At 72.4% G+C, this 23,599-nt stretch carries 25 protein-coding genes and 1 tRNA gene; 21 read left to right on the top strand and 5 right to left on the bottom strand.

Annotated features, from left to right (window positions below; translation table 11 throughout):
* Positions 1–359 precede the first annotated feature (359 nt).
* Complete coding sequence (locus N6H00_RS15485; RefSeq protein WP_268972276.1) at positions 360–956, top strand: choice-of-anchor C family protein; 597 nt, start codon at positions 360–362, stop codon at positions 954–956.
* Between the two features lie 152 nt (positions 957–1,108).
* Here N6H00_RS15485 and N6H00_RS15480 read toward each other — a convergent pair.
* Positions 1,109–1,182, bottom strand: a tRNA-Lys gene (locus tag N6H00_RS15480).
* 164 nt (positions 1,183–1,346) lie between these two features.
* Between N6H00_RS15480 and N6H00_RS15475 the strand changes: the two genes are divergently transcribed.
* Positions 1,347–1,940, top strand: coding sequence for a lytic polysaccharide monooxygenase auxiliary activity family 9 protein (locus N6H00_RS15475; RefSeq protein ID WP_268972275.1), 594 nt, complete (start codon positions 1,347–1,349; stop codon positions 1,938–1,940).
* Positions 1,941–2,015: 75 nt separating this feature from the next.
* Here N6H00_RS15475 and N6H00_RS15470 read toward each other — a convergent pair whose 3' ends face one another.
* Positions 2,016–2,225 carry a DUF397 domain-containing protein gene (locus N6H00_RS15470; RefSeq protein ID WP_268972274.1) on the bottom strand — a complete coding sequence of 70 codons (210 nt, stop codon included), beginning with the start codon at positions 2,223–2,225 and terminating at the stop codon, positions 2,016–2,018.
* Positions 2,226–2,257: 32 nt separating this feature from the next.
* Complete coding sequence (locus tag N6H00_RS15465) at positions 2,258–3,142, bottom strand: DUF5753 domain-containing protein (RefSeq protein ID WP_268972273.1); 885 nt, start codon at positions 3,140–3,142, stop codon at positions 2,258–2,260.
* Between the two features lie 154 nt (positions 3,143–3,296).
* On the opposite strand from N6H00_RS15465, the gene N6H00_RS15460 reads away from it, so the two are divergent.
* From N6H00_RS15460 to N6H00_RS15435, 6 genes are all read left to right on the top strand, one after another.
* Positions 3,297–3,698, top strand: coding sequence for an ATP-binding protein (locus N6H00_RS15460; RefSeq protein ID WP_268972272.1), 402 nt, complete (start codon positions 3,297–3,299; stop codon positions 3,696–3,698).
* A 49-nt stretch (positions 3,699–3,747) separates the two neighbouring features.
* Positions 3,748–4,149 carry a hypothetical protein gene (locus N6H00_RS15455; RefSeq protein ID WP_268972271.1) on the top strand — a complete coding sequence of 134 codons (402 nt, stop codon included), beginning with the start codon at positions 3,748–3,750 and terminating at the stop codon, positions 4,147–4,149.
* A gap of 437 nt (positions 4,150–4,586) precedes the next feature.
* Entirely contained in the window at positions 4,587–5,372 is a 786-nt protein-coding gene (locus N6H00_RS15450) for a helix-turn-helix transcriptional regulator (RefSeq protein ID WP_268972270.1), read from the top strand.
* A 53-nt stretch (positions 5,373–5,425) separates the two neighbouring features.
* The gene (locus tag N6H00_RS15445; protein ID WP_268972269.1) at positions 5,426–6,355 is read left to right on the top strand and encodes a DNA-binding response regulator; all 930 of its coding nucleotides are present in this window, start codon (positions 5,426–5,428) and stop codon (positions 6,353–6,355) included.
* Between the two features lie 500 nt (positions 6,356–6,855).
* Positions 6,856–7,407: an ABC transporter permease gene (locus tag N6H00_RS15440; protein ID WP_432280746.1), complete on the top strand. Its 552-nt coding sequence runs from the start codon at positions 6,856–6,858 to the stop codon at positions 7,405–7,407.
* Positions 7,408–7,435: 28 nt separating this feature from the next.
* Positions 7,436–8,485: an ABC transporter substrate-binding protein gene (locus tag N6H00_RS15435; RefSeq protein ID WP_268972268.1), complete on the top strand. Its 1,050-nt coding sequence runs from the start codon at positions 7,436–7,438 to the stop codon at positions 8,483–8,485.
* 138 nt (positions 8,486–8,623) lie between these two features.
* Here N6H00_RS15435 and N6H00_RS15430 read toward each other — a convergent pair whose 3' ends face one another.
* Positions 8,624–9,640 carry a zinc-dependent alcohol dehydrogenase gene (locus N6H00_RS15430; RefSeq protein ID WP_268972267.1) on the bottom strand — a complete coding sequence of 339 codons (1,017 nt, stop codon included), beginning with the start codon at positions 9,638–9,640 and terminating at the stop codon, positions 8,624–8,626.
* 75 nt (positions 9,641–9,715) lie between these two features.
* Positions 9,716–11,281 (bottom strand): MFS transporter, encoded by a 1,566-nt coding sequence (locus N6H00_RS15425; protein WP_268972266.1) that lies wholly within the window; start codon positions 11,279–11,281, stop codon positions 9,716–9,718.
* 332 nt (positions 11,282–11,613) lie between these two features.
* Here N6H00_RS15425 and N6H00_RS15420 point away from each other — a divergent pair, with 332 nt between their 5' ends.
* The 13 genes from N6H00_RS15420 to N6H00_RS15360 all read left to right on the top strand — a co-directional run bounded on the left by N6H00_RS15420 (position 11,614) and on the right by N6H00_RS15360 (position 23,584).
* Positions 11,614–12,381 (top strand): helix-turn-helix transcriptional regulator, encoded by a 768-nt coding sequence (locus tag N6H00_RS15420; protein ID WP_268972265.1) that lies wholly within the window; start codon positions 11,614–11,616, stop codon positions 12,379–12,381.
* Positions 12,382–12,656: 275 nt separating this feature from the next.
* On the top strand, positions 12,657–12,908 hold the full coding sequence (locus N6H00_RS15415) for an acyl carrier protein (RefSeq protein WP_268972264.1): 252 nt from the start codon (positions 12,657–12,659) through the stop codon (positions 12,906–12,908).
* A gap of 39 nt (positions 12,909–12,947) precedes the next feature.
* Positions 12,948–14,189, top strand: a complete 1,242-nt coding sequence (locus N6H00_RS15410; protein WP_268972263.1) for a beta-ketoacyl-[acyl-carrier-protein] synthase family protein — start codon at positions 12,948–12,950, stop codon at positions 14,187–14,189.
* Positions 14,186–15,331, top strand: coding sequence for a beta-ketoacyl synthase N-terminal-like domain-containing protein (locus tag N6H00_RS15405; protein ID WP_268972262.1), 1,146 nt, complete (start codon positions 14,186–14,188; stop codon positions 15,329–15,331). The genes N6H00_RS15410 and N6H00_RS15405 overlap by 4 nt, the downstream gene beginning before the upstream one ends.
* Positions 15,332–15,444: 113 nt before the next feature.
* On the top strand, positions 15,445–16,977 hold the full coding sequence (locus N6H00_RS15400; RefSeq protein WP_268972261.1) for a beta-ketoacyl synthase N-terminal-like domain-containing protein: 1,533 nt from the start codon (positions 15,445–15,447) through the stop codon (positions 16,975–16,977).
* Positions 16,974–17,975 carry a thioesterase family protein gene (locus tag N6H00_RS15395; RefSeq protein WP_268972260.1) on the top strand — a complete coding sequence of 334 codons (1,002 nt, stop codon included), beginning with the start codon at positions 16,974–16,976 and terminating at the stop codon, positions 17,973–17,975. The genes N6H00_RS15400 and N6H00_RS15395 overlap by 4 nt, the downstream gene beginning before the upstream one ends.
* Positions 17,975–19,246: a beta-ketoacyl synthase N-terminal-like domain-containing protein gene (locus N6H00_RS15390; protein ID WP_268972259.1), complete on the top strand. Its 1,272-nt coding sequence runs from the start codon at positions 17,975–17,977 to the stop codon at positions 19,244–19,246. The genes N6H00_RS15395 and N6H00_RS15390 overlap by 1 nt, the downstream gene beginning before the upstream one ends.
* A complete protein-coding gene (locus N6H00_RS15385) occupies positions 19,243–20,442 on the top strand; it encodes a beta-ketoacyl synthase N-terminal-like domain-containing protein (RefSeq protein WP_268972258.1) in 1,200 nt (399 codons plus the stop codon). The genes N6H00_RS15390 and N6H00_RS15385 overlap by 4 nt, the downstream gene beginning before the upstream one ends.
* Before the next feature lie 25 nt (positions 20,443–20,467).
* Positions 20,468–21,259, top strand: coding sequence for an SDR family oxidoreductase (locus N6H00_RS15380; RefSeq protein WP_268972257.1), 792 nt, complete (start codon positions 20,468–20,470; stop codon positions 21,257–21,259).
* The gene (locus N6H00_RS15375; RefSeq protein ID WP_268972256.1) at positions 21,256–21,582 is read left to right on the top strand and encodes a hypothetical protein; all 327 of its coding nucleotides are present in this window, start codon (positions 21,256–21,258) and stop codon (positions 21,580–21,582) included. Before N6H00_RS15380 ends, N6H00_RS15375 begins: the two co-directional genes overlap by 4 nt.
* Complete coding sequence (locus tag N6H00_RS15370) at positions 21,582–21,989, top strand: hypothetical protein (protein ID WP_268972255.1); 408 nt, start codon at positions 21,582–21,584, stop codon at positions 21,987–21,989. Before N6H00_RS15375 ends, N6H00_RS15370 begins: the two co-directional genes overlap by 1 nt.
* 3 nt (positions 21,990–21,992) lie before the next feature.
* A complete protein-coding gene (locus N6H00_RS15365; protein ID WP_268972254.1) occupies positions 21,993–22,388 on the top strand; it encodes a hypothetical protein in 396 nt (131 codons plus the stop codon).
* Between the two features lie 50 nt (positions 22,389–22,438).
* Positions 22,439–23,584 (top strand): beta-ketoacyl synthase N-terminal-like domain-containing protein, encoded by a 1,146-nt coding sequence (locus N6H00_RS15360; protein ID WP_268972253.1) that lies wholly within the window; start codon positions 22,439–22,441, stop codon positions 23,582–23,584.
* Positions 23,585–23,599: the final 15 nt, after the last annotated feature.

Raw genomic sequence — 23,599 nt, 5'->3', positions numbered from 1 at the left:
GGCCCGGCGACGGCCCTGGCCCCCGAGCGCGGATGCCGTCACCGGCGCCCACATCCACGGACCCGGCGCCCGGCGGCGGTGCCGCGCCCCCCGCCCCCGCCGCCGCTGCTCAAGTGCGCCGAAGGCGCGAGACGAAAGCCGCACCCGACCGAGCCGAGCACCCCCGAACCCCGCACCTCCGCACCCCACCAGGGAGGGAGGGGCGGCCGGTGCGAGCCGCCAGCGCATCGCGGGCGCCCGCCCCCATCCGCACCCCGGTACGCCGGGGGTCGGGCCCTGGCGTGTGCCCGCCCGGTGCGGAAGATTCGGCTGCGCAGTCACATCGGTTGATTGCCGCTTGTGTCGTACTGGAGGGGAACTTGTCGCCTATTCGCATCTTTGTCGCATCAGTCGCCGTCGCGGGCGTGCTGGCCGGTACGGGGGTCGGCGCCGCCTCGGCCGCCGCCGTCAGCCTCAGCCGTTTCGACGACGGCAGCTTCGAAACGCCCAGGGTGGCGGCCAACACGTTCACGAACGTGGGGACCGGGGGGACCATCGGGCCGTGGAAGGTCACGGCCGGAAACGTGGACCACATCGGGGCCGGCTACTGGCAGGCGGCCGAGGGGGACCAGTCCGTGGACCTCAACGGCGGCACCGCCGGCACCGTGGCGCAGACCTTCACGACGGTGCCGGGGAAGCGGTACGTGGTGACGTACTCCCTGGCCGGCAACCCGGGGGGCGGCCCGGCCGTGCGGACCGGGAAGGTGCTGGTGGACGGGCAGAACTTCCAGGACTTCAGCTTCGACGTCACGGGCAAGACCGTGACGAACATGGGCTATGTGACCCGGGAGGTGGTCTTCGTGGCCCGTGGCACCTCCACCACGCTGGCCTTCGCCAGCACGCAGAACACCGCCTACGGACCGGTCATCGACGACGTCACGGTCCGCGCCTGCACGCCCTGCCCCTCCTGCGACTGAGGACAGCGAGACAAGGGGAGCCCCGGCGCGCTCGACGCGCCGGGGCTCCCGGCCGTTCCGGGCGGCCGTTCGGGCGGCCGGGAAAGTGTGCGGAAAAGCGACTAGGGCTTCTCGGAGAACCGAGAAGCCCCAGGTCAGTGGCGTGAACCAAGTGCGCCGCCAGGGACTCGAACCCCGGACCCGCTGATTAAGAGTCAGCTGCTCTAACCAACTGAGCTAGCGGCGCCTGCTGACGTGGAAATCCTACCCGACCCCGAAGGGTGCCCCGGACCGGATACAACCCGCGACATTGGTATGGACATGACCATTCTGTCCTGGCTACTCTCAAAGCTGGTCTAGACCGCCGTGCACGGCTCGTCGAAGCACTCCCCACGTCTTCAGGAGCGAAGCATGCGCAAGAAGATCAGCGCCGCCGTCATCGGCATCGGTCTCGCGGCCATCTCCGTCCTCTCCACGGGCGGCAGCGCGTCCGGACACGGCTACACCGACACACCCATCAGCCGCCAGAAGCTGTGCGCCAACGGCACGGTGACGGGCTGCGGCGAGGTCCAGTACGAGCCCCAGAGCGTCGAGGGGCCGAAGGGCTTCCCCTCGGGCGGTCCCGCGGACGGCACCATCTGCGCGGGCGGCAACAGCCGGTTCTCCCAGCTGGACGACCCGCGGGGCGGCAGCTGGCCCGCGACCAAGCTGACCGCCGGGGCGAACTACACCTTCAACTGGAAGTTCACGGTCTCCCACGCGACCACGGACTTCAAGTACTACATCACCAAGAACGGCTGGAACCCCAGCTCGAAGATCACCCGCGCCAACCTGGAGTCGCAGCCCTTCCTGACCGTCCCGTACAACGGCCAGCGTCCGCCGCTCACGTTCTCCCACTCGGGCACCCTCCCGAGCGGTAAGACCGGCAGACACGTCATCCTCGCCGTGTGGACCATCGCGGACACCTCGAACGCCTTCTACGCCTGCTCGGACGTCCAGTTCTGACGGTCACCGACAGCGCTGGTGTGGTGCCGCCCCAGGGCGGCACCACACCGTTCATGCGCACGATCACGCGCCCGATCAGACGTCGAACGCGCCCGCCTTCGCGCCGCTGACGAAGGCGGCCAGAACCGCCGGCACGGTGGTCAGGACGGTGCCGGGGTCGTCGCTCTCCCGTAGCCGGACCCGGCCGCCGACGGCGGCGACCTCGACGCACTGGCCCTCGCCCGCGGAGTACGAGGACTTGCGCCAGTGGGGGCGGCGGTGGGCGGTCATTGTTAACGCGTTCATGTCAGAGGTGTTCATATGTGGGGCCCTCTTTCTCATACCAGACCAGCGATGAGGGCCTTCGTCGCATCCGTGGACAGCGCGCAGTTCACGATATGGCCGAAGGCGTCGGCGAAGACGTTGACGTCATCCACTCCTTCGACGTACGAGGGGCCGCGCAGGTTCTCCTGGGTGACCACATCCGGCATCGGACCCGGGAAGGCCACGAGTGTGAACGCACCCGAGTCCCCGGGGTTGGGCGCCGCGTCGATCGGCATCACCTGAAGCGTGACCGTGGGCCACTCGGCCACGTCCAGCAGCCGCCGCAGCTGGGCGGTCATGATGCCGGGCCGGCCGGTGAACCGGCGGCGCAGCGCCGCCTCGTGGATGACGGCCCACAGCCGCAGCGGCCGGGCCGGGCGGGTGAGGACGGCCTGGCGGGCCAGGCGGACCTCGGCGAGGGCGTCGACCTCGGCGGCGGTGCGGGCCATGGCGTTCGCCGCGATGGTCTCGCGGGCGTAGTCCGGCGTCTGGAGCAGACCGGGGACGACCAGCGGGGCGTAGTCGCGGACGCTCTCCGCGTCGCTCTCCAGCGAGATGTAGTCGGCGTAGGCGGGTGCGACAACCCCACGGTAGGTCTGCCACCAGCCGCGTTTTCCCGCGTCCTTGGCCAGCCCCTCCAGTGCGATACGGGTGGTGGGGTCGGTGACGGCGTAGGCCCTCAGCAGGGTTTCGACTTCGGTGGCCCGGATCGTGGCGTTGGCGTTCTCGATCCGGGAGAGCTTCGGCGCGGTCCAGTGGCGGGCGTCGGCCGAGCCGTTCGTGGCCGCGTTGAGCGCCGCGGCCGCCGCGTCCAGTGTCATCCCCGCGTCCGTGCGCAGCTTCCGCAGCGTGGAGCCCAGGCGCCTGCGTCGAACGGTGGGCACTGGGTAGTAGGACATGTCGCCAGTCTGTCGTATTGCCAACTACGCCTACCAGCCAGGCATATGCCAGTCTTGGGTGACTGGGTCGAAACATTGCGAGTGGGACGCCCCATAGGCCAGGATCGCTAGGGGACACGGCAGCGCGCCGTGCTTTGGAGGGGCCCCGGACCACATGGCTGAGAACATCTCGCAGCGATACGAACTGCGCCTTCGCGCCCATCCGCAGACACTCGCCGACGTACGCCGCGCCGTGGCGGCGCGACTTCGGCTGTGGGGGCGTGAGGAGCTGATCAGCGCGGCGGGTATGTGCGTGACCGAGCTGCTGTCCAACGTCCACAAGCACGCGTCCTCTCCCGAATGCGTCCTCATCCTCGAGAACCTTCCGGACGGCATCCAGGCGGCGGTCAGCGACACCGAGTCCGCGCTGCCGGTCGTCAAGGAGCCGGATTTCCTCTCCGAGAGCGGCCGGGGGATGTTCCTGCTCAGCAAGACCGCCGACGCGTGGGGCACGGATCTCACCCCGACGGGCAAGACCGTCTGGTTCACCCTCCGCGCGGAAGCGGTGGAACCGTGACCGGGGGCGCCGGTAGCGTGGTGGTCCGATCGAGGGCAGGGGGCGGACCATGGATCCGGTGACCACGGGAGCGCTGGTCGCGGCGGTCAACGCGGCGGCGTCGGGCGCCGGCGGAGAGGCCGGGCGGCGGGCCCTGGAGTCCTTCGGCACGCTGGTCCGCCGGGTGCTGCGGCGGGGCGAGGGCGACCCGGCCGGTGCGCCGGAGCCGGAGCCGGTGGCGATTCCGTACGACGACGGGCCCCGGCTGCGTCAGTTGGCCGATCTGCTGGTCGAACGGGCCCGGCAGGACCAGGAGTTCGGGCGTGACCTGGCCGCCTGGATGCGTGCGCACGGCGCGGCGGCCGAGGAGCAGGGCGCCGTACACAACTCCATCACGGGCGACGCCCGCATCACCGGCCCGGTCGTCCAGGGCCGGGACTTCCACGGGCCGATCAGCTTCGGACCGCAGTAACCGGCTCGCACTGGTCGGTTTGCGTCCGTTACCGGCGGTCACCCCCGAATGGGGGTAACGCACAAGCTGGCAGCAACCGGACATCACTCCCCACTCCGCGTGGTCGAACGGGGCCGAACCGCTGCGGTCCGTAGTCCCGTCACGTCCGGGCGGCGCACTCACCGGTAACTTGTGGACATGCACGCCCGGCGCATCGACGGCGCAATCGGACGCCGCGGACACTCGCACGCTTTTTTGTCAACTCTTTACCTCACGCCCCGCGTTGACGCGGTCGCTGTGTGCGAATTAGTGTCGCCATGTCTTTCGCACCATGCTGCCTCCGCATTTCGGGGCAAGGAAAGTGACGAGAAATCAGGCCGGTATTCGCATAACCAGGTCACTGTCGCCCGGCAGGGGAAGTCATGGTTGGTCTTGTGAGGATGTCCGAGCCTTCTCCCATGAGCATGGAGGCTCCCTCGTCAGGCGCCATCGACTACGTCGAACACGCGCTGCTGGCCGCTCGTGACCTGATCGAGTCGACGGTCATCCGCCACCGGCGGGAGCTGGCCCAGGACTCCTGGGCGGGGACGGCTCTGGGGAAGGTGCCGCTGGACGAGGTCGTCGACACATTGGTCGACTGCGCCGAGCGGACCGTCGGCGTCGTGCTGTCGGGGAACGAGGAGCAGGTGCGGGCCGTCTGCGCCGCGCTCGCCCGTCCGGTCAGGGGCGGCCGGCGCGCCGTCGTGGTACGGCTGCTGTGCGAGGAGCCGGTGCTGGCCTCGGGCGCGGTGCGGGCGCTGGCGCGCACCGATCCGCGCTGCGAGGTCCGGGTCTGTGACGGCGGACTGCCGGCGTTACCCGAGGCGCTGCTGATCGACGCCGAGGTGGTCTACCTCAGAAGGGGACCGTCGGAGCCGGGACGGGGCCCGGGGCAGGCGTCGCTCGTCGAGGACCCGGCCACGGTGCGGGCCCTGGAGATGATGTTCGCCGGGGCCTGGGGGAACGCCGTGGCGCTCGCGGACCATCCGCGGCTGGGCGGGCGGCTGTGCCCGGAGTCCGTACGGCGCATCCTGGAATGTCTGCGCACCGGCCACACCGACGAGGTGGCGGCCCGCGCCATGCAGGTCTCCCTGCGCACCTACCGCCGGTACGTCGCGGAGCTCATGCGGGAACTGGGGGCGGGCTCCCGGTTCCAGGCGGGGGTGCGTGCGGTGGAAATGGGGCTGCTGCCCGGCCGTCGCTGACGGCGCTCGAGACCTTGACCACGTCACGAGGCGGGAAATGCGGGAATGACGACATGAAGGGCCGCGAAGGCGATCCTGGACCGGAGGCCGCGCTCGCGGGGGACGCGCTGGAGTGCACCTTGCGGGAGGTGCGGGACCTCATCGAGGCCACGGTGGTCCAGCACCGCGCCCGGCGGGCCCGGGACACCCGGTTCACCGAGGTGGGGGTGGCGGACGCCGCGTTCCTGGCCGCCGCCGAGGAGGTGATCGGCCAGGCGGGGCGGAGCGTGGACGCGGTGTTCCCCGAGTGCTCGGCCCGGATGGCGCCGGTGCACGCCGCGCTCGGCGCGCTGCTGGAAGACCTCGGCGACCCGGTCCGGGTGCGGGTGCTGCGCGGCAGAGCATCTACGGGGGCCGCTCCGGGGTCCGCCTCCGGGTTCGCCGCCGGACCCGGCTCCGGCCCCACGCCCCCGTCCGGTTCCGCGCCCGGTTCCGCCTCCGGGCCCGCACCCGTCGCGCCGCCGGGGCTTGTGCCGCGGCCCATCCCCGGGGCGCCGTCCGCCGAGGCGTCCGGGTCCGCTCCGGCCCCGAGCCCCGCGCAGGTGCGGATCGCGGCCGTACCGCTGCCCACCGCGGTGATCGCCGACGGCCGGGCGGCGCTGGTGTGCGTGGAGGACGAGGAAGGGCGGCAGACCTCGGTCGTCGAGGACCAGGTGGTGGTCGCCACTCTGGACGGCATGTTCGGCTCCATCTGGGGCGGTGCGGTGCCCGCCGCCCGCCCGCTCGACTTCGGCAACCGCGCCCGTACCGAGATGGTGCGCCGGGTGCTGGCCCGGCTGCGCGACGGGGTCACCGACGAGGCCGCCGCCCGCGACCTGGCGATCTCGGTGCGTACATACCGCCGTTATGTCACCGGCATCCTGGAGCTGCTGGAGGCCAACTCGCGTTTCCAGGCGGGGGTGCGCGCCACCGAGCTCGGCATCCTGGGAAATACATCCACGTGATAATTTCGTTTCCCCCGTCGACATTGTGATCCGGAGCGTGCTGGCGATAGGTTGCCTGCGGGCGTGCCGAGATCTGCCAACAGCCGGTAACGCAAGGGGATTTGGAGATGACCGAAGGGCACGGAAGGAGCGCGACCGCCACGGCGGGCGCGGACGGTGCGCCGGGTGCGGCGGAGCCGGATTCCCCCCGACCGGTATGTGCGCGAAAAACCGGCGACGGCAGCGGAAATGGTGAAAAATCGCGGGCCGATGGCAACCGCGAATTGACCGGGGGAAGAGCCGGACGGCCCTCCGCCGGACGGCGCGGAACGCTGTCCCGGAGCGTGCTGCCGCCGCTCGTATTGGGACTGCTGCTGCTGGTCGTCTGGGACCTTGTGACCCGGACTGGCGCCGTTGCGGAGTTCTATCTTCCGGCCCCGCTCGACCTCGCCCGGCAATTCCTCGACGACGTGTTCCACGGCGATCTCGTCGACTACACCAAGGAGACGGTGTGGGAGGCGATGGCGGGCAGCGGCATCGGCATCGGGGTGGCGCTGCCGCTCGGCTATCTGATCGCCCGCAGTGAGATCGCCGCGGCGGCCCTCCAGCCGTATGTGGCCGCCTCGCAGGCCATGCCCGCGGTGGCGCTGGCCCCCCTGCTGGCCCTGTGGATCGGCTACGGACTGCTGCCCATCGCGGTCCTGTGCGCGTTGCTGGTCTTCTTCCCCATCCTCGTCAACACCGTGCTCGGACTGCGTTCGCTGGACCCCGATGTGATGGGGGCCGCGCGGGTGGACGGGGTCGGATGGTGGGGGATGCTCTGGTACATCGAGCTTCCGCTCGCCCTGCCCAGCATCCTCGCGGGCGTGCGCAACGGCCTCACGCTCTCGATCACCGGCGCGGTCGTCGGTGAGTTCGTGATGGGCGGCGACGGACTGGGGCAGCTGCTGTCCGTACAGCGCCAGGAGGCCGACACCATCGGACTGTTCTCGACGCTCGTCATGCTCTGCCTGCTCGCCGCCGTCCTGTACGGAGTGGTCCGCCTGGTCGAGCGGCTCGTTCAGCGCGACTGACCCACCTTTCATCCAAGAGGAGAAGTACGTGCGTTTCGTGCAGACGTCCATGAGGAGTGCCCGCGGACACCGGGTCACGGGGGCGGTCCTCGCGTCGGTGGTGGCGCTGACCGCCCTGACCTCATGCGCCGAGGAGCCGAAGGCGGCGGGGGACAGGAGCGGTGCGAGCATCACGGTGGGGCTGACCTACACCCCCAACATCCAGTTCTCCCCGTTCTACGTGGCGGCCGAAAAGGGCTACTACAAGGACGCCGGGCTAAATGTGACGCTGCGCCACCACGGCGCGGCAGAGGATCTCTTCGGGGCCCTCTCCTCGGGCAAGGAGGATGTGATCTACGCGGGCGGCGACGAGATGCTCCAGGCCCGCGCCCAGAATGTGCCCGTGGTGGACATCGCCACCTTCTATCAGAAATACCCGGTAGGGCTGATCGTACCCGAGGATTCCAAGATCAAGAAACCCGCCGATCTCAAGGGCCGGAAGATCGGCACACCCGGTCCCTTCGGCGAGACGTATTTCGGTTTGCTGGCGCTCCTCAAGGAAGGCGGACTTTCCGTCAAGGACGCCAAGGTGCAGAACATCGGATTCACCCAGCAGGCGGCCCTGACCGGAAACAAGGTCGAGGGCGTCATGGGCTATCTGAACAATGACGCCGTCTCGTTCAAGGAGGCCGGTAAGGACGTCCGGGCGATTACCCTCGACTCGGGCGCGGCCGGGGACCCGCTGGTGGGTGTGGGGCTGGGCGCCAAGAAAAAGACGCTCGACAAGCGCGGTGACGACATCAGGAAGTTCGTCGACGCCTCTTTGCGCGGTCTGCGCTACGCGATCGACCACCAGGACGAGGCCATCAAGCTCAGCGAGAAGTACGTACCGGGGCTGCGCGGCGAGAAACAGCGGAAGAACGCCCGCGCGGTGCTCAAGGCCACCGAGCCGCTGATGAAGAACGACCAGGGCGAGCTGGGCGCCATCGACCCGCAGACCTGGACCCGGATGGCCGACTTCATGTACGACCAGGGGCTTCTGGAGAAGGCCGTCACCCCTGAGGACGCCTACGACACCTCGTATCTGCCCAAGTCGTGAGCGCCACGGCCGGATTGGGCGGGCGCTCAGGCGCCCGCCGTCCGGCCCGCCGCCAGGCCCACGGTCTCCGGCAGCCGCGGAGGCGGGCCCCTTCGTGGAGCCGGAGCCATGGGCCGGGACATGGGCCGAGAGGGCGGATCAGGGGGTGACGACCACGCGGTAGACCGGGGTTTCGGCGGCCTGCTGGAGCGCCTTCTCGACCTCGTCCAGGCCGTAGCGCGCCGTGATCAGTGTCTCCAGCCGCCCGGACAGCGCCCCGCCGCGCAGCAGTTCGGCGGCTGAGCGCCAGTCGTCCGGCTCATGGCTGAAGGAGCCGGTGACGGTCAGCTGGCGGCGGTGCACCTCGTAGCCGGGGAGCTCGGCGGGCGGGCCGCCGGGGCCGCCGCCGTAGAGGACGACGGTGCCGCCGTCGGCGACCGCGGCGAGCGCGGTGGCGATGGCCTCCTTGGAGGCGATGGTCACGACGACCACGTCCGCCCGGGGCAGTCGGCCGACGTCATCGGGTGTGACGGCCGCGTCCGCGCCGGCCGCCGCGACGGCGGCCAGCCGGTGCTCGTCCCGTTCGACCACCGCGACGCCGCGGGCCTGGAGGTGGGCGGCGACGGCGAGGTGGAGATGGCCCATGTAGCCGGCGCCGATGACGGTGACCCGGTCCCCGGCGCGGAAGCCGCCCCGGCGCAGCGAGTGGATCACACAGGCCAGCGGTTCACCCATGGCGGCGACGGCGGGGTCGGTGTCGCCGACCGACCACACCCGGGAGGCGGACAGGGCGACGTATTCGGCGAGCCCCGCGCCCATGGTGATGGCGCCGTCCTCGCGGGTGTGCCCCTGGAGCGCGACGCAGATGGCGGTCTGGCCGCGCCTGCAGCTGCGGCAGGCCCCGCAGCGGGGCAGTCCGTCGAGGGCGACGAGGGAGCCGACGGCGGGCATGTCCTCCAGCGTGGCGGCCTTGGCGCCGATCCGCTCGACCCAGCCGGAGATCTCATGTCCGGCGGCGGCCGGGTAGACCGTCATCCGGCCCGCGTAGAGATTGGCCTCCATGGTGCAGATACCGCAGGCCGCGATGCGTACGAGCACCTCGGAGTCGCCGATGTCGGGGACCGGTATCTCTCTGGTCTCCACCTGGCCTGCCGCCGTGATGACAGCTGTACGCATCTGAACTGCCTTCCGGGTCACGGGAGTTGTGCCGGGAGGCTATGCGGGGGCGACGGGGGTGGCAAGGAAGAGGGATCACATGGTGGATCGGGCCGCGGCGGACGAACGGCGGAACGCCCACCAGATGATCGCGGCTCCGGCCGCGGCGGCGAGCGCGCCGACGACGGAGGCCACGTGCATGGCGTGCACGAACCCCTCGTCGGCGATGTCCGACAGCCGGGGCAGCCGCAGTCGCGCGCCGAGCAGCCGGGTGGCCTCGGGCGATTCCCCGGCGGCGTCGGCGGCACCCGGCGGCAGCCCGTCCAGCTGGGGGGTGACGCGGTCGCGGTAGACGCTGACCAGGACGGAGCCGAGGACGGCGACCCCGAGGACACCGCCGATCTGGCGCAGCGAGTTGTTGACGGCGGAGCCCGCGCCGGTCCGGTCGGCGGGGAGGACGGCCATGATGGCCTCGGTGGTGGGGGCGACGGCGGCGCCCATGCCCAGGCCCTGGAGGATGAGGAAGACCCAGAACAGCGGGAGTCCGCTGTGCTCGTCGAGGAGGACGTAGGCGAAGAACCCGATGGTGGCGATCAGCATGGCGGCGGTGACGACCGGCCGCACCCCGTAGGCCCGTACCAGCCTGGCCGAGAGCGGGGCGCCCAGCAGCACGCCGAGGGCGACCGGGGCGATGGAAAGACCGCACTCCAGCGGTGTCTGGCCGTGGACGCCCTGGAGGTAGAAGCTGGTGTAGTACATCGAGCCGTTGAGCCCGAAGAACGTGCACATGATGGCGACGCTGGCGCCGGTGAAGCGGATGTCGCGGAACAGCCGGACGTCGAAGCTGGGGTTGGCGACGCGCAGTTCGACGAGGACGAAGACCACGACCAGCAGCACGCCCCCGGCCAGGGCGGCGACGATGGCCGGATCGGTCCAGTCGTTGCGGTGGCCGCCCTCGATGATGCCCCAGACGATGGCGAAGAGCCCGGCGGTGGAGAGCACCACGCCCAGCGGGTCGAACTTCTGCCGGACGCGGGTGACGACACCGGGCAGGAAGGCGAACGAGCCGGCCACGCACAGCACCACGATGGGCACGTTGACCAGGAAGACCGAACCCCACCAGAAGTGGTCGAGCAGCGCTCCGCTGAGCATCGGCCCGGTGGCGATCGCGATGGCGCTGGAACCCGACCAGATGGCGATGGCGGTGGCCCGGTGCCGTTCGTCGAAGACCTGGGCGATCAGGGCCAGGGTCGCGGGCATGATCAGGGCGCTGCCGATGCCCATCGCGCCGCGGGCGACGATGAGTTCGGTGGCCGAGCCGGCGTAGGCGGCCCAGACGGAGGTGGCGCCGAAGAGGACCATGCCGGTCAGGAGTAACCGGCGGTGGCCGTAGCGGTCGGCGAGCACACCACCGGTGAACAGCAGGACCGCGAAGACCAGGGTGTAGGAGCTGATGCTCCACTGGAGCTGGTTGGGGCTGGCACCGAGTCCTTCGGTGGGATCGGCGAGGGTCTTGAGCGCGACGTTGAGCACGGTGTTGTCGAGCCACACCGCGAGTTGGGACAGGACGAGCACCGAAAGTGCGAGCCATTGGCGGCCGGTGGGGGAGTGCGCGGAGCCGGCCTGGGGGGTGTCGGTGGTCGCGGTGTTCTGTGCAGCCATGTGGGCGGCGCCTTTCGGGACCCGGAGCGTGGTGGGGGGTCCGCGTCGTACGGCAGGGGATGGCGTGCTGGCTTTAGAGGAAGTTACCAATCCGCCGAGCACAGGCGCAGCCCCTTGCCGACACGCGGAGGTGTCCCGGCCGGAACGTGAGGGTATTTCCCGGCGGGAAGTGTCCCATAAGGAACGATCTTCCTTGCCGTGTGCCAGGTGGCTCGTTACTGTTCCCGGAAAGGGAACGGGGGTGTCCTTTGAGCCATTTCGGCATTCAGCCAAACGGGCGAGTGGCTATTGACGGATTTGACGGAGAGGCGGGCGCGGGGGGAGCGGTTCGCGTGGATTGGGACGCGGGATCGGACAACCTGGAGGAGACCCTGGGCCGGGCGTTACGCCTCCTGGAGTCCGCCGTGCACCACCACCGCCGCTCCGCGCTGGCCTCGGCGTCCGCCGAACTGCCGGTGGCCGGGGAAGCCGTGGCCGGCTGGGTGGCGCGGCTGGTGCTGCGCGCCGAGCGGGACGTGATCTGGACCCTGCCCGAGGTGGCCGGCGACGAGCACGCCCGGCTGGTCGCGCAGACGCTCGCCCAGCTGACGGGCAAGGGGGTCAGGACGCGGATGCTGTGCCCGCCGGGCGTCATCCGGGGAGCCGCGTGGCAGCGCTCGGTGGGGACGGTGGCGGAGCTGGAGGTGCGCGTCTGCGAGGGGGTGCGGCAGGAGCTGGTGGTCGTGGACGGCGCGGCGGTCATCGCGCCCGAGACCTCGCCGGGCGACCCCGGTGGCTCCCGCGCCTCGATGATCCAGAACTCGACCGTGGCCGATATGTTGCACCAGCTGTTGTGCGGCATGTGGGACACGGCCCAGCGGCCGATGCGGCCCCTGTCGTTCGAGGGCGGTGCGCGCGGCCGGGTGCTGCGCGAGGTGCTGACGCTGATGGCCGAGGGCTACAAGGACGACGCCGCGGCCCGCAAACTGGGCCTTTCGGTGCGTACCTACCGTCGCTATGTGGCCGACATCATGCGGGACCTGAAGGTCGAATCGCGGTTCCAGGCCGGAGTGCGCGCCGTGCGCGCCGGACTGATGGAGGCCGACCCCGAGGAGGGGTGAGCCGAGCGCCGGGCGGCCGGGTTTCCGGTGGTTTGAACGGGTTCTGAACGCTTCCGTCCGCCGCCGACCTGGCAACTTCCTGCAGATTCAAGATTCTGACTTCGAGGTAACCGGCTGCCCTGTGCAGCTTTATGACACCCGAACTGGTCGAACGCTGGTGTTCACCGTGCGCGTGACAGCTAGTGGACTCTGGGGTTGTCCCCTCCCGGACCGGCGCCTAGCGTCAGCGGAAGCTTCGTCGCTTTGCCCATGCCCGAAAATGGAGGTGCGCGGTAATGACCGCCATCGTCGAAGAGCGTCGTGAAACCATCAAGGAAATCGTCACCGATATCCTTGAGATCGACCCCGACGAGGTCACCGATACCAGTCTCTTCAAAGAAGAGCACGACGCGGATTCACTGCGGGCCATTGAAATACTCGCGGCCTTGGAGAAGACCTTCAATGTCGTCATAGACCAGTCCGAACTCGGCCGGATGGTGAACCTCCAGGGCGTCTACGAGGTTGTTTCCGACGCGGCGGGCTGGTGACCGCCGACGTTCGGCGTACTCCGCGGAAGGCAGGGCGAAATGCGTGGTGAACCGGGGCGCAGGGTCGTCATCACCGGCCTCGGGGCGGTCTCCGGGATCGGCATCGGCGCGGCGGAATTCCTCGCCGGACTGCGCGCCGGGAAGAGCGCGGCGGGGCCCATCACCGCGTTCGACACGGAGGGCTTCGACCGTTCTACGGCGTGTGAGGTCAAGGATTTCGAACCGGCCCGGTGGATTCGGAATCTCGATATACGGACGCTGGGCCGGGCGAGCCGGTTCTCGGTCGCGGCGGCCCGTATGGCGGTGGCCGACGCCGGATTCCCCGAACCGGAGCAGGGGCTGCGCGACATCCCCTGTCTGATCTCCATCGGCACGACCGACGGCGAGTCCCGGGACCTGGACCGGCTCGTCGAGGAGGAAGTGGACCTGGGGCCCGAGCGGATGGACCCCACCGTCGCCCGGCGGGTGCCCGCCGGACGGCTGTCGAGCGCGATCGCCCAGGAGTTCGGCCTCACCCACGCCGAGGCGGTCACCCTCCCCACCGCGTGCGCCGCCGGGAACTACGCGATCGGCTACGGCTTCGACGCCATCCGCGGCGGGGACGTGGACATCGCGCTGTGCGGCGGGGCCGACGCCCTGTGCCGCAAGACCTTCACCGGCTTCTACCGCCTGGGCACCATCGCCCCCGAGCGCTGCCAGCCGTTCGACAAGGACCGCAAGGGCATCCTCACCGGCGAGGGCGCGGGCGTCCTGGTGCTGGAGAGCCTGGAGTCGGCGCTGGCCCGGGGCGCCCGTATCTACGCCGAGGTCCTCGGCTACGGACTCAACTGCGACGCGGACCACCCGGTCGCCCCCAACCAGGACAGCGTGGTCCGCTGCATGCGGCTCGCCCTGGAGAACGCCCGCGTCAAACCGGACGAGGTCGACTTCATCTCCGCGCACGGCACGGGCACCAAGGCCAACGACATCACCGAGGCCCGCGCCATCCGCCAGGTCTTCGGGGACGCCGCCCCGCCGCGCACGGTCTCCATCAAGTCGATGATCGGCCACTCCATGGGCGCCGCCGGGGCACTGGCCTCGATCGCCTGCGCCCTCGCGCTCACCGAGGGCTTCATCCCGCCGACCATCAACCACGTCGAGACCGACCCCGAATGCGGTCTGGACGTCGTGCCCAACCAGGCCGTGCCGGCCGACCTGAAGGTCGTCCAGAACAACGGGCTGGCCTTCGGCGGCAACAACGCCGTCGTCATCTTCGGCAAGCGCCAAGCGGACTGGTCATGAGTCAGCTGGTGACCGGCGCCGGTGCCGTGGCGAGCGTGGGCGAGGGCGTCGACGAGGTCTTCCGGGCGCTGTGCGCGGGCACCAGCGGACTCGGCGAACTGCGCGGCTTCGACCCGGAGCGGTACCGGGCCCGGCACGCGTACGAGATCGACGACCGCCCCGCGCCCGGCGCCGACCTCCCCGGCCGCGCCACCGCCTGGCTGCTGCGCGCGGTCGGCGAGGCCGCCGCCCAGGCGGGGCTCGGCGAAGACCTGAGCCAGGTGCCCGTCCTCGTCGGCACCGGGCTGCGCGAACTGCGCTCCGCCGAGCTCGCCTGGCGCGACGACGCGCCCTTCGACATCGGCCGGCTGCACTTCGGCCCCGCACTGCGCGAACGTTTCAGCGCGGTCCGCACCCACACCTTCTCCGGCGCCTGCTCGGCCTCCCTCTACGCCCTCGCCCTCGCCGCCGACCTGCTGGCCACGGGCGCCGAGGACACCGTGGTGGTGGCCGGCGTCGACACCGTGACCGAGTCCATGTACGGGCTGCTGGACCGGGTCAACGGCGAACCCCCCGACCGCGTAAGGCCGTTCGACCGGGACCGGCGCGGTGTGCTGATGGGCGACGGCGCGGCGGCCGTGGTGCTGCGCCGGGAGGAGCCCGGCGCGGGGAACGGCGCGCTCGGCCGGTTGCGCGCCGTCAGCATGAACTGCGACGCCCGCCATGTGACCGCCCCCGACCCCGAGGGCATCGCGCGGGCGGTGCACGAGGCGCAGTGGCGTGCGGGCGTCAAACCGGGCGAGATCGACCTGGTGCTGCTGCACGGCACCGGCACCCAACTGAACGACGCGGCCGAGGCGGCCGCCATCGCCGAGGTCTTCGGCACCGAGGTGCGCGGACCCCTGATGACCGCCATCAAGTCCATGACCGGCCACACCTCCGGCGGCTCCGGACTGCTCAGCCTGATCGTCGCCCTGGAGTCCCTGGCCTCCGGCCGGGTGCCGCCCACCCTGGGCCTGGCCGCACCGCTGCCCGGGGCCGAGGCGTTCCGGTTCGTCCGGGAAGAGGCACGGGAATGCGGGGACCTGCGGGTCGCGCAGATCGACGCGTTCGGCTTCGGCGGGGTCAACGCGGTCGCCATCGTGGAGAGGGCCGACCGATGACGCATGGCCCCGGCGAACGTGGAGAGGGCCGACGGATGGCGCATGGCCCTGGCGAACGTGGAGAGGGCCGACGGATGGCGCATGGCCCTGGCGAACGTGGAGAAGGCCGACCGATGACGCATGGGCCCGGCGACATCGTCGTCACCGGCGTGGGCCTGGCCCTCCCCGGCGCCGACACCCCCGCCGCGCTGCTGCGCCGCACCGCCGACCCCGCCACCGGGCCCGCCCCGGAACCGTTCGACCCCGCCGCCCGGATCGGCCGCCGGGGCCACCGCTACAAGGACCGGGCGACCCGGCTGGCGCTGTGCGCCGCGCTCGACGCGCTGCGCAACGCCGGACTGATCCCCCCCGACGGCGAAGAGGTGACGGTGCCCGGCGACACCGTCGGCGTGGTCGCCAGCTCCAACCTGGGCAACCTCGACACCGCCTGTCTCACCGCCGCCGCCATCTCCGAGCGCTCGGCCATGGACCTCAGCCCCATGAGCCTGCCCAACGCCTCCAGCAACGTGATCGCCTCCTGGGTGGCCATCCGCCACGGGCTGCGCGGCCCCAACCTGATGCTGTGCAACGGGGCGACCTCCGGCCTGGACGCCGTCCACTGGGGCGCCACCCTGGTCATGGCGGGCCGGGTCCGGCGCGCGGTGGTGATCGGCGTGGAGACGCACAACGCCGTCGTCGAGGACCTGCTCGGCCGGCCCGCCGACGAACTGCTGGACGGCGCGGCCGCCCTCGTCGTCGAGGGCGCCCGGTGGGCCGAGGCCCGCGGGGCCCGCGCCGCCGCCGCCCTCGGCCCGTATGAACGACGGGCGGGACTCACCGGCTGCATCGCGGCCCTGCTGCCCGGCGGCGCCGCCCCCGGCGCCTGGTTCACCCCCGAGCGCTACACCGAGGAACCCGCCGAGGGACCCGCCGAGCCCGCACCGGTGCCACGGAGCGTGCCGCGCTACGACGTCACCCGCGCGGTGGGCCGGGCCTCCGGGGCCCTCGGCGTACTCCAGTGCGCGGCAGCCGTCGGCTGGCTGACCCAGGAGGGGGACGGTCCGGGAGCGGTGTCCGGGCCGGACCCGGTGGCCGGGACGGGAGCGGTGGCCGGGCCGGGAGCCGAGCCTGGCACGCGAGCCGTGGCCAGTCCAGGGACTGGGGACGGTCCAGGGACTGGGGACGGTGCCGTGTCCGGGGTCGGGGTGCGCGCTGAGGACCGGGCCGCGTCCGGGGTCGGGGACGGTGCTGCGTCCGGGGCCGGGGTCGGTGTCGAGGGCCGGGCCGTGTCCGGGGCCGGGGTCGGTGCCGCTTCCGGGGTCGGGGACGGTGCCGAGGGCCGGGCCGCGTCCGGCGCCGGGCCCGCGTTCGGCGCCGGGCCCGCGTTCGGCGCCGGGCCCGCGTCCGGTGCCGGGAACCGAGCCGCCTTCGGCGCGGGGTCCCGAGCCACGCCGGACCCGGTGGCCGCGTCAGCGTCCGCGTGGGCGGCGGCTTCCGACCCGGCGTCCGGGTCAGCGCCCGCGCCCGCGTCCCGCCAGGCGCTGATCACCAGCGGTGACGACACCGCGGATGCCGTGGCCGGACTGCTGCTGCGCCCCACGCCCGCCCGGTGCCACCGGCCCCCCGCCGCACGTGCCCCCCTTTCAGCCATGGAGTGTTCCCGATGACCGCCGCCGCCCCGCCGATGTCGACCAAAGCCCTGCTGACGGACGCCACCACCGTCCGGCTGCGCCCGCGCTACGAGGGCTCGAACATCTGCACCTGGATCGGCTTCAAACACGTCAACTACCTCGTCGAGGAAGCCGTGCTGGTGCACTTCGCGGACTCCGGGGTGCCCGCCCGCCGGCTGTACGAGGAGCACGGCCTCGGGCTGGACATCGTCTCCCTGGAGACCCGCATCCTGCACGCCTTCCATATGGACGACGTGGCCGAGGCCGAGGTGGTGCCGGACACCGCCGACGGCGACTCCACCCTCGGCTTCCGGGTGACCCTCCGCGTCGACCGCGACGGCTCGGTGCTGAAGGCCGTCACCGCCAAGGTACGGGTCTCGCTGCGCGCCGACACGTATCTGCCGGAGCCCGGCGGGCCCCCCGCCGAATTGGCCCCCTTCGTGGTGGACCGGCTGGGGACCGAGGCACGCGCGGCCGAGGCCGCGGCGCTCCGGGTGCCGCTGCCGGACGGCGGCCGCGGTGACGAACGGGCCGTCCTGGCCGCGCTGACCGAGGGCCGCAACGCCTACGCCTGGAAGTGGACCATCCCGTACCCGTACTGCCACTTCACCGAGCGGCTCCAGATGTCCGGCTATCTGCGGCTGATGGAGGAGGCCAAGGACCGCTTCGTCCTCGACCGCGGCATCTCCATCAAGACCCTGTTGGACGACCGCAGGTGGATACCGGTCGTTCCGCGGTCCTCGATACGCGTCGTCGACGAGGCGTTGATGGAGGAGGACCTCTACACCGTCTACACGGTCGAGGAGATCTTCAAGGACCTCACCTACACCGCGCGGATGGACTGTTACGTCATCCGCGACGGCGCGCTCGCGCTCACCGCCACCGGCCGGATCACCCACGGCTACGCGGAGATCGAGAACCGCCGTGACTGGCGGCTGGTCCCCTTCGACCGGCGGGTGCTGGACGCGCTCGGCGGGAAGCCGAGCGGCACCTGATGGACGACGTACTGGTCACCGGCCTCGGCGCACTGTCCCCGCTGGGCACGGGCGTCGACGCCTTCTGGCGGGGGATGCACGCGGCGGACACCGCGCCGCTGCGGGTCCCCGATCCGCTCGCGCACATGGACCATCCGCTGATGTACCTCGTGCCGGAGGCCGATATCCCGGACGGTCCCGAGGAGCAGGACGGGCTGCCGCTGGGGCGCGGCTCGCGGTACGCGCTCGCGGCGGCGCGCGAGGCGGTCGCCGACGCGGGGCTCGCCGGACCGCCGGGGCCGGACGCCATGGACACCCATGCGGCCGGGGCCGGGGCCGGGGTTTGGGCCGGGGCCGGGGTCGATCCGCGCCGGGTGGCCGTCGCCCTCAGCAGCGGGATGGGCGACACCGATCTGCACGAGGGCTGGTGGACCGGCAAGGCCCCCGCGTCCGACCGCTGGGCACCCGCCTTCCCGGTGGCCTCGGTGGTCGGCGGCTGGTTCGGCGCGCAGGGCGTCAACACCTGCGTCAGCAACGCGTGTGCCGCCAGCGGCTACGCCCTCTCGGTGGCCGCCGACCTGATCCGTTCCGGCGAGGCCGACGTGGTCATCGCGGGCGGCGCCGAGGCGTACTCCCGGGTCGCGCTCGGCTGCTTCAACCGACTGGGCGCCATCGACCCCGAGCGGTGCCGCCCCTTCTCCGCCGAGCGGCGCGGCACCGTCTTCGGGGAGGGCGCCGCCGTACTCGTCCTGGAATCCGCCGCGCACGCCCGCGCGCGCGGCGCGCGCACCGTCTACGGCCGTCTGGCGGGCGCCGGCTGGAGCTGCGACGCCCACCACGCGACCGCCCCCGAGCCCTCCGGCGCGCAGATCGAGCGCGCGATGCGCGAGGCGCTGCGCGAGGCGGGGGCCGAGCCCGGGACCGGGGCAGGGGCCGGACCTGGCCTCGGCGGGCTGGGGTTCGTGATGCCGCACGGCACCGGCACCGAGCTGAACGACGTGGTGGAGAGCCGGGTGCTGGGCGCCGTGGCTCCCGGGACGCCCCTCTACAGCGTCAAGGCGCTCATCGGGCACACCGGCGGCGCGGCGGGCGCGTTCGCGGCGCTGGCCGCCACGTTGGTGCTGCACCACAAGACGCTGCCGCCGAACGTGCCCGTCGGCGAGCAGGACCCCGAGTGCGCGGTGGAGCTGCCGTACGGCTCCGCGCCCATGACCGCGGGGTACGGGCTGGTCAACGCCTACGCCTTCGGCGGCAACAACATCTCGCTCGTCTTCGGGGAGGCCGCCGCGTGAGCGACCGCGTGAGCGACGATCCGGTCGTCGGCCTGGTGGTGACGGGTGTCGGCACCGTGAGCGCGGACGGCTTCGACTTCCGTACGGCGCTCGGCCGGCGCGGCTACAAGTACCTGCCCGCCGCCTCCCAGTACTTCCTCGCCGCCGCCAAGCGCGCGCTGGCGCAGGCGGGCCCGGACGCCCTGGAAGCGGTCGGGCCCGAGGAGCGGGGCGCGGCGGTGGGCACCAACAGCGCGGCCGTCGCCCTCCACCACACGATGGACCGTACGGTCACCGCCACCAGTGCCGGTGATCTGTCCCCGGCCACCGCGCCCTACTTCTCCATCAACCTCTTCGGCAGCCGGCTGGCCACCGAACACGACCTCAAGGGTTTCAACCTCACCTTCACCAGCCCCCGCGTCGCGGGCCTGGAAGCGCTCCAGACCGGCCAGCGCGCCCTCCTCACCGGCCGCGCCCGGCGGCTGCTGGCCGGGGCCACCGAGGAGGCGCTGCCCGAGGGCGAGCCGGGCGCCGGGGGCTCGGAGGCCGGAGCCGTCGCTCTGGTGCTGGAGCCCGAGACGGCCGCCCGGAGCCGGGGGGCGGCGGTGCTGGGCCGGGTGGGCGTCCGCTCGTTCTTCCTGCCGCCCCGGGTGGCCGCCTCCGCCGAGGGGGCCGGGCAGGCCGCGGCGCTGCTGCGGCACGCGCTGGACGCCCTCGGCCACCGGCCGGACCGGCCCCTGACCGTCACCGCCGTCCTCGACGGCTCCCCGGTCGGCGAGGCCGTGGCAGCGGCGCTCAACGATCAGGCCCTGGTCGGGCAGGCCCTGGGCGGGCAACCGGCGACCGGGAAGCCCGACCGGGTCCCGGCGGGCGCGGGCGCCCTGGAACCGGTGGCGAGAGTAGCCGCCGCCCTCGCCGCACCGGCCGGCCACACCCACGCCGTCGTCACCGCGGCAGCCGAGGGAAACACCGCCGTATGCCTGGTCACCCCGACCGGAACAGGCACCACCCCGGCCGCGGCGGCCGTCCCGGCAGACGAGGCCGATGCCACCCCGGGCGGGGCTGACGCTGCCCTGGGCGGGGCCGATGCCACTCCCGGCGGGGCGGGCGTTTCCCCGGGCGGAGCCGACACCGCCCCCGGCGTCGCCCATGCCACCCCCACTGCGGCCGGCGGCAGCCCCCGTGGGGGCGGCGGGACGGGAGCGGGGAGCCGATGAGCCGACCACGGAGGGCGAGCGACCGATGATCACCTCACTCGAAGGTTCCTGGTGCCTGGTCCTGGGCGCGTCCAGCGGTATGGGCCTGGCCGTCGCCCATGAACTGGCCCGCGAGGGCGTCCACATCCTGGGGGTCCACTTCGACACCACCGACGGCCAGGAGAAGGCCGCCGTCGCCCGGGAGGAGATGCGCGGCCACGGCGTCGAGGCCCACTTCTTCAACGCCAACGCCGCCTCCGCCCGCACCCGCGAGGAGCTGCTGCCCCGGTTCGAGGAGCTGACCGGCGGCACGGGCATCCGCATCGTGGTGCACTCCCTCGCCTTCGGCACCCTGCTGCCGTACGTCGGTGCGGACGGCGAGGACAGCGTGACCGCCCGCCAGATGAACATGACGCTCGACGTGATGGCGCACTCCCTCGTCTACTGGACCCAGGACCTGTTCACCGCGGGGCTGCTGCGCGAGGGCGCCAAGGTGTACGCGATGACCAGCGCCGGGGGCGCCCGGGTGATGCCCAACTACGGCGCCGTCTCCGCCGCCAAGGCCGCCCTGGAGTCCCATGTGCGCCAGCTCGCCCTGGAGCTCGCCCCCTCCGGCATCGCCGTCAACGCGCTGCGCGCCGGGGTGACCCCGACGCCGTCCATGGAGCGCATCCCCGGCAGCGACCGGCTCGCCGCCCACGCCAGGGACCTCAACCCGCACCGCCGGCTGACCCGGCCCGAGGACGTCGCCGAGGCGGTCTCCCTGCTCTCGCGCACCGACTCCTCCTGGATCACCGGCAATGTGATCGGCGTGGACGGCGGTGAGCTGCTGACATGACGGCCCATCTGCTGATCGAGACGGGCGGGCCGCAGACCGGACCCGCCTGTGAGCGGTTCCTCGGCGACGCCGCGCGGCTGGTCAGGGACGGCCACCAGGTGGTGCTGTGCCTGGTCGAGAATGGCGTGACCGCCGCCGTGCCCGGCAGCGCGCCGGGCATCGAGACCTTTCTGGGCGACGGCGGCGAGCTGTGGGTGGACTCCTTCTCCGCAGCCCAGCGCGCCCTCCCCGCCGCCGACCTGACGCCCCGGGCACGGCTGGTGGAGATGGCCGACGTGGCCGCCAAGCTGCTGGAACCGCGGGTCAGGGCGGTGTGGCACTGATGGCCAGGCCCGTTCCCCGTACCGATGTGCTGCTCAACCTCTTCGGCGCACCCCATCAGACCGACCTGGTCACCTCGGCGCTGCGGCTGGCGACCGCGCTGCTCGACCGGGGCGCCCGGGTGCAGATCTGGACCTGCGGCGACGCCACCCGGCTGACCGGCGCGGCCCTCGGCGACACCAAACCCCGCGACTACACCGACCTGGGACGCGAGCATCCCTCCACCGCCCGCGTGGTGCGCGAGCTGATCGCCGACCACCCCGACCGGCTGTACTGGTACGTGTGCCGGTTCTGCGCCGAGGAGCGGGGCGCCGCCGACCAGATCCCGCAGGTCCGCACGCGGGCGCCGTTCGTCTTCGCCGAGCATGTGAACGCGGCGGACAAGGCACTGCTGATGGGGGTGTGCTGACCCATGGGCGACCAGGCGCGCTGGCTGGTGATCGTGGAGAAGGCGTACCGGGGCTCGGTCGAGACCCAGTACGCGGACGCCCTGTACCCGGTGGCCGATCTGCACCGGCAGAGCGGCGGCTGCGATCTGGCGCTGCGCGGCCCCGCCGCCGGCTACGCCCTCGACAGCGGCTTCCGGCCCTCGCTGCGCCTGGGCACCCGCACCCTGGACACCCTGCCCGACCCGTCCGCCTCCGTGGCGAAGCTGCTGGCCGCCGGGGTGACCGTGCTGGTCGAGGAGGACGGCCTGGCCGCGTACGGCCGCACCGCGCCCGAACGGCTGCTGCCTGGCGTCCGCGTCATCGAGGGCGACGGCCTCGCGGCGCTGTGGCCCGCCTACGAACAGGTGTGGTTCCTGTGACCCGCCCCTCCCACGGCCCCCGGGCCTCAACCGAAGGAGTACCCGAACCCATGGTCAACGCCGCCGTCGGGGCCGCCCCGGTCATCTCGGCCTGGACCGCCGTATCGCCCCTGGGCCTGCGCGGGGCCGACTTCACCGCGGCCCTGGGGTCCGGCCGCCCGGCCGGCCGGCCGCTGGACCCCGAGGAGTGGTCGGTGCCGTTCCGCGAGGCCGGCCTGGTGCCCGACTTCCACATCCGGCAGATCCTCGGCCGCAAGGGCACCCGCTCCATGGACCGGGCCACCGGGCTGGCCGTCACCGCGATCCGCCACCTGCTGACCGGGGAGCGGGAGCAGGAGCAGGAGCGGGAGCAGGACGAGGCCGAGCGGCTGCCGGGGGTGGACGAACGGGCCGGTCTCGCGCTGGGCACCAGCACCGGATCCGCCCAGAGCATCATGGACTTCACCCGGGACTCGCTGGTGGGGGAGAAGCCCTTCTACGTGGACCCGGCCCGGTTCCCCAACACCGTGATGAACTGCGCGGCCGGCCAGTCCGCCATCTGGCACGGGCTCAAGGGCCCCAACACCACCATCGCGGGCGGCCGCGCCACCGGACTGCTCGCCCTCCAGTACGCGCTGCGGCTCCAGCGGGCCGGACGGGCGGACGCCGTGCTGTGCGGGGCCGTCGAGGAGTTCTCCTCCGCCCGCGCCTGGCTGGAGTGGCACGCCCGCGCGGACGGGGACAGCGCCGACAGCGCCGCCGTACTCGGGGAGGGCGCGGCCGTATGGCTGCTGGAGCCCGATGCCTCGGCGCGCGAGCACGGCCGGGCCGGGCTCGCCGAGGTCGCGGGCCTGGAGTTCGGCTGCGCCGCGGACGCGGCGGCCGCCCGTACGGTGCTCGCCAAGGTGATCGGCCGGCTGCTGGACCGCACCGGGGTGGCCCCCGGCGAGCTGAGCGTCATCGCCGACTCCGGCGCCCCCGGCGCCGAGGGGGACGCCGAGCGCGCCGCCCTCACCGACGTCTTCGGCGAGCAGGAGCCGCCGAGGATCACGGCCGCCGACACCATCGGGGACACCTGCGCCGCCGCGGCGGCGTTCCAGATCGCCACCGTTCTGGCGCTCGCCGAGCGCCAGGACATCGCCGCTGGCGGAACCGCCCTGGTCACCACCGTGGACCGGGACGGCGTGGTCGGCGCGGCCCTGCTGCGGATCCGGTGACGGGCCGGCCGGCCC

This window comes from Streptomyces sp. S465 (assembly GCF_026898115.1).
Lineage (GTDB): Bacteria > Actinomycetota > Actinomycetes > Streptomycetales > Streptomycetaceae > Streptomyces > Streptomyces luomodiensis.
Note: the sequence above shows the minus strand (reverse complement) of the source record. Positions and strands in the feature narration are given on the sequence as shown.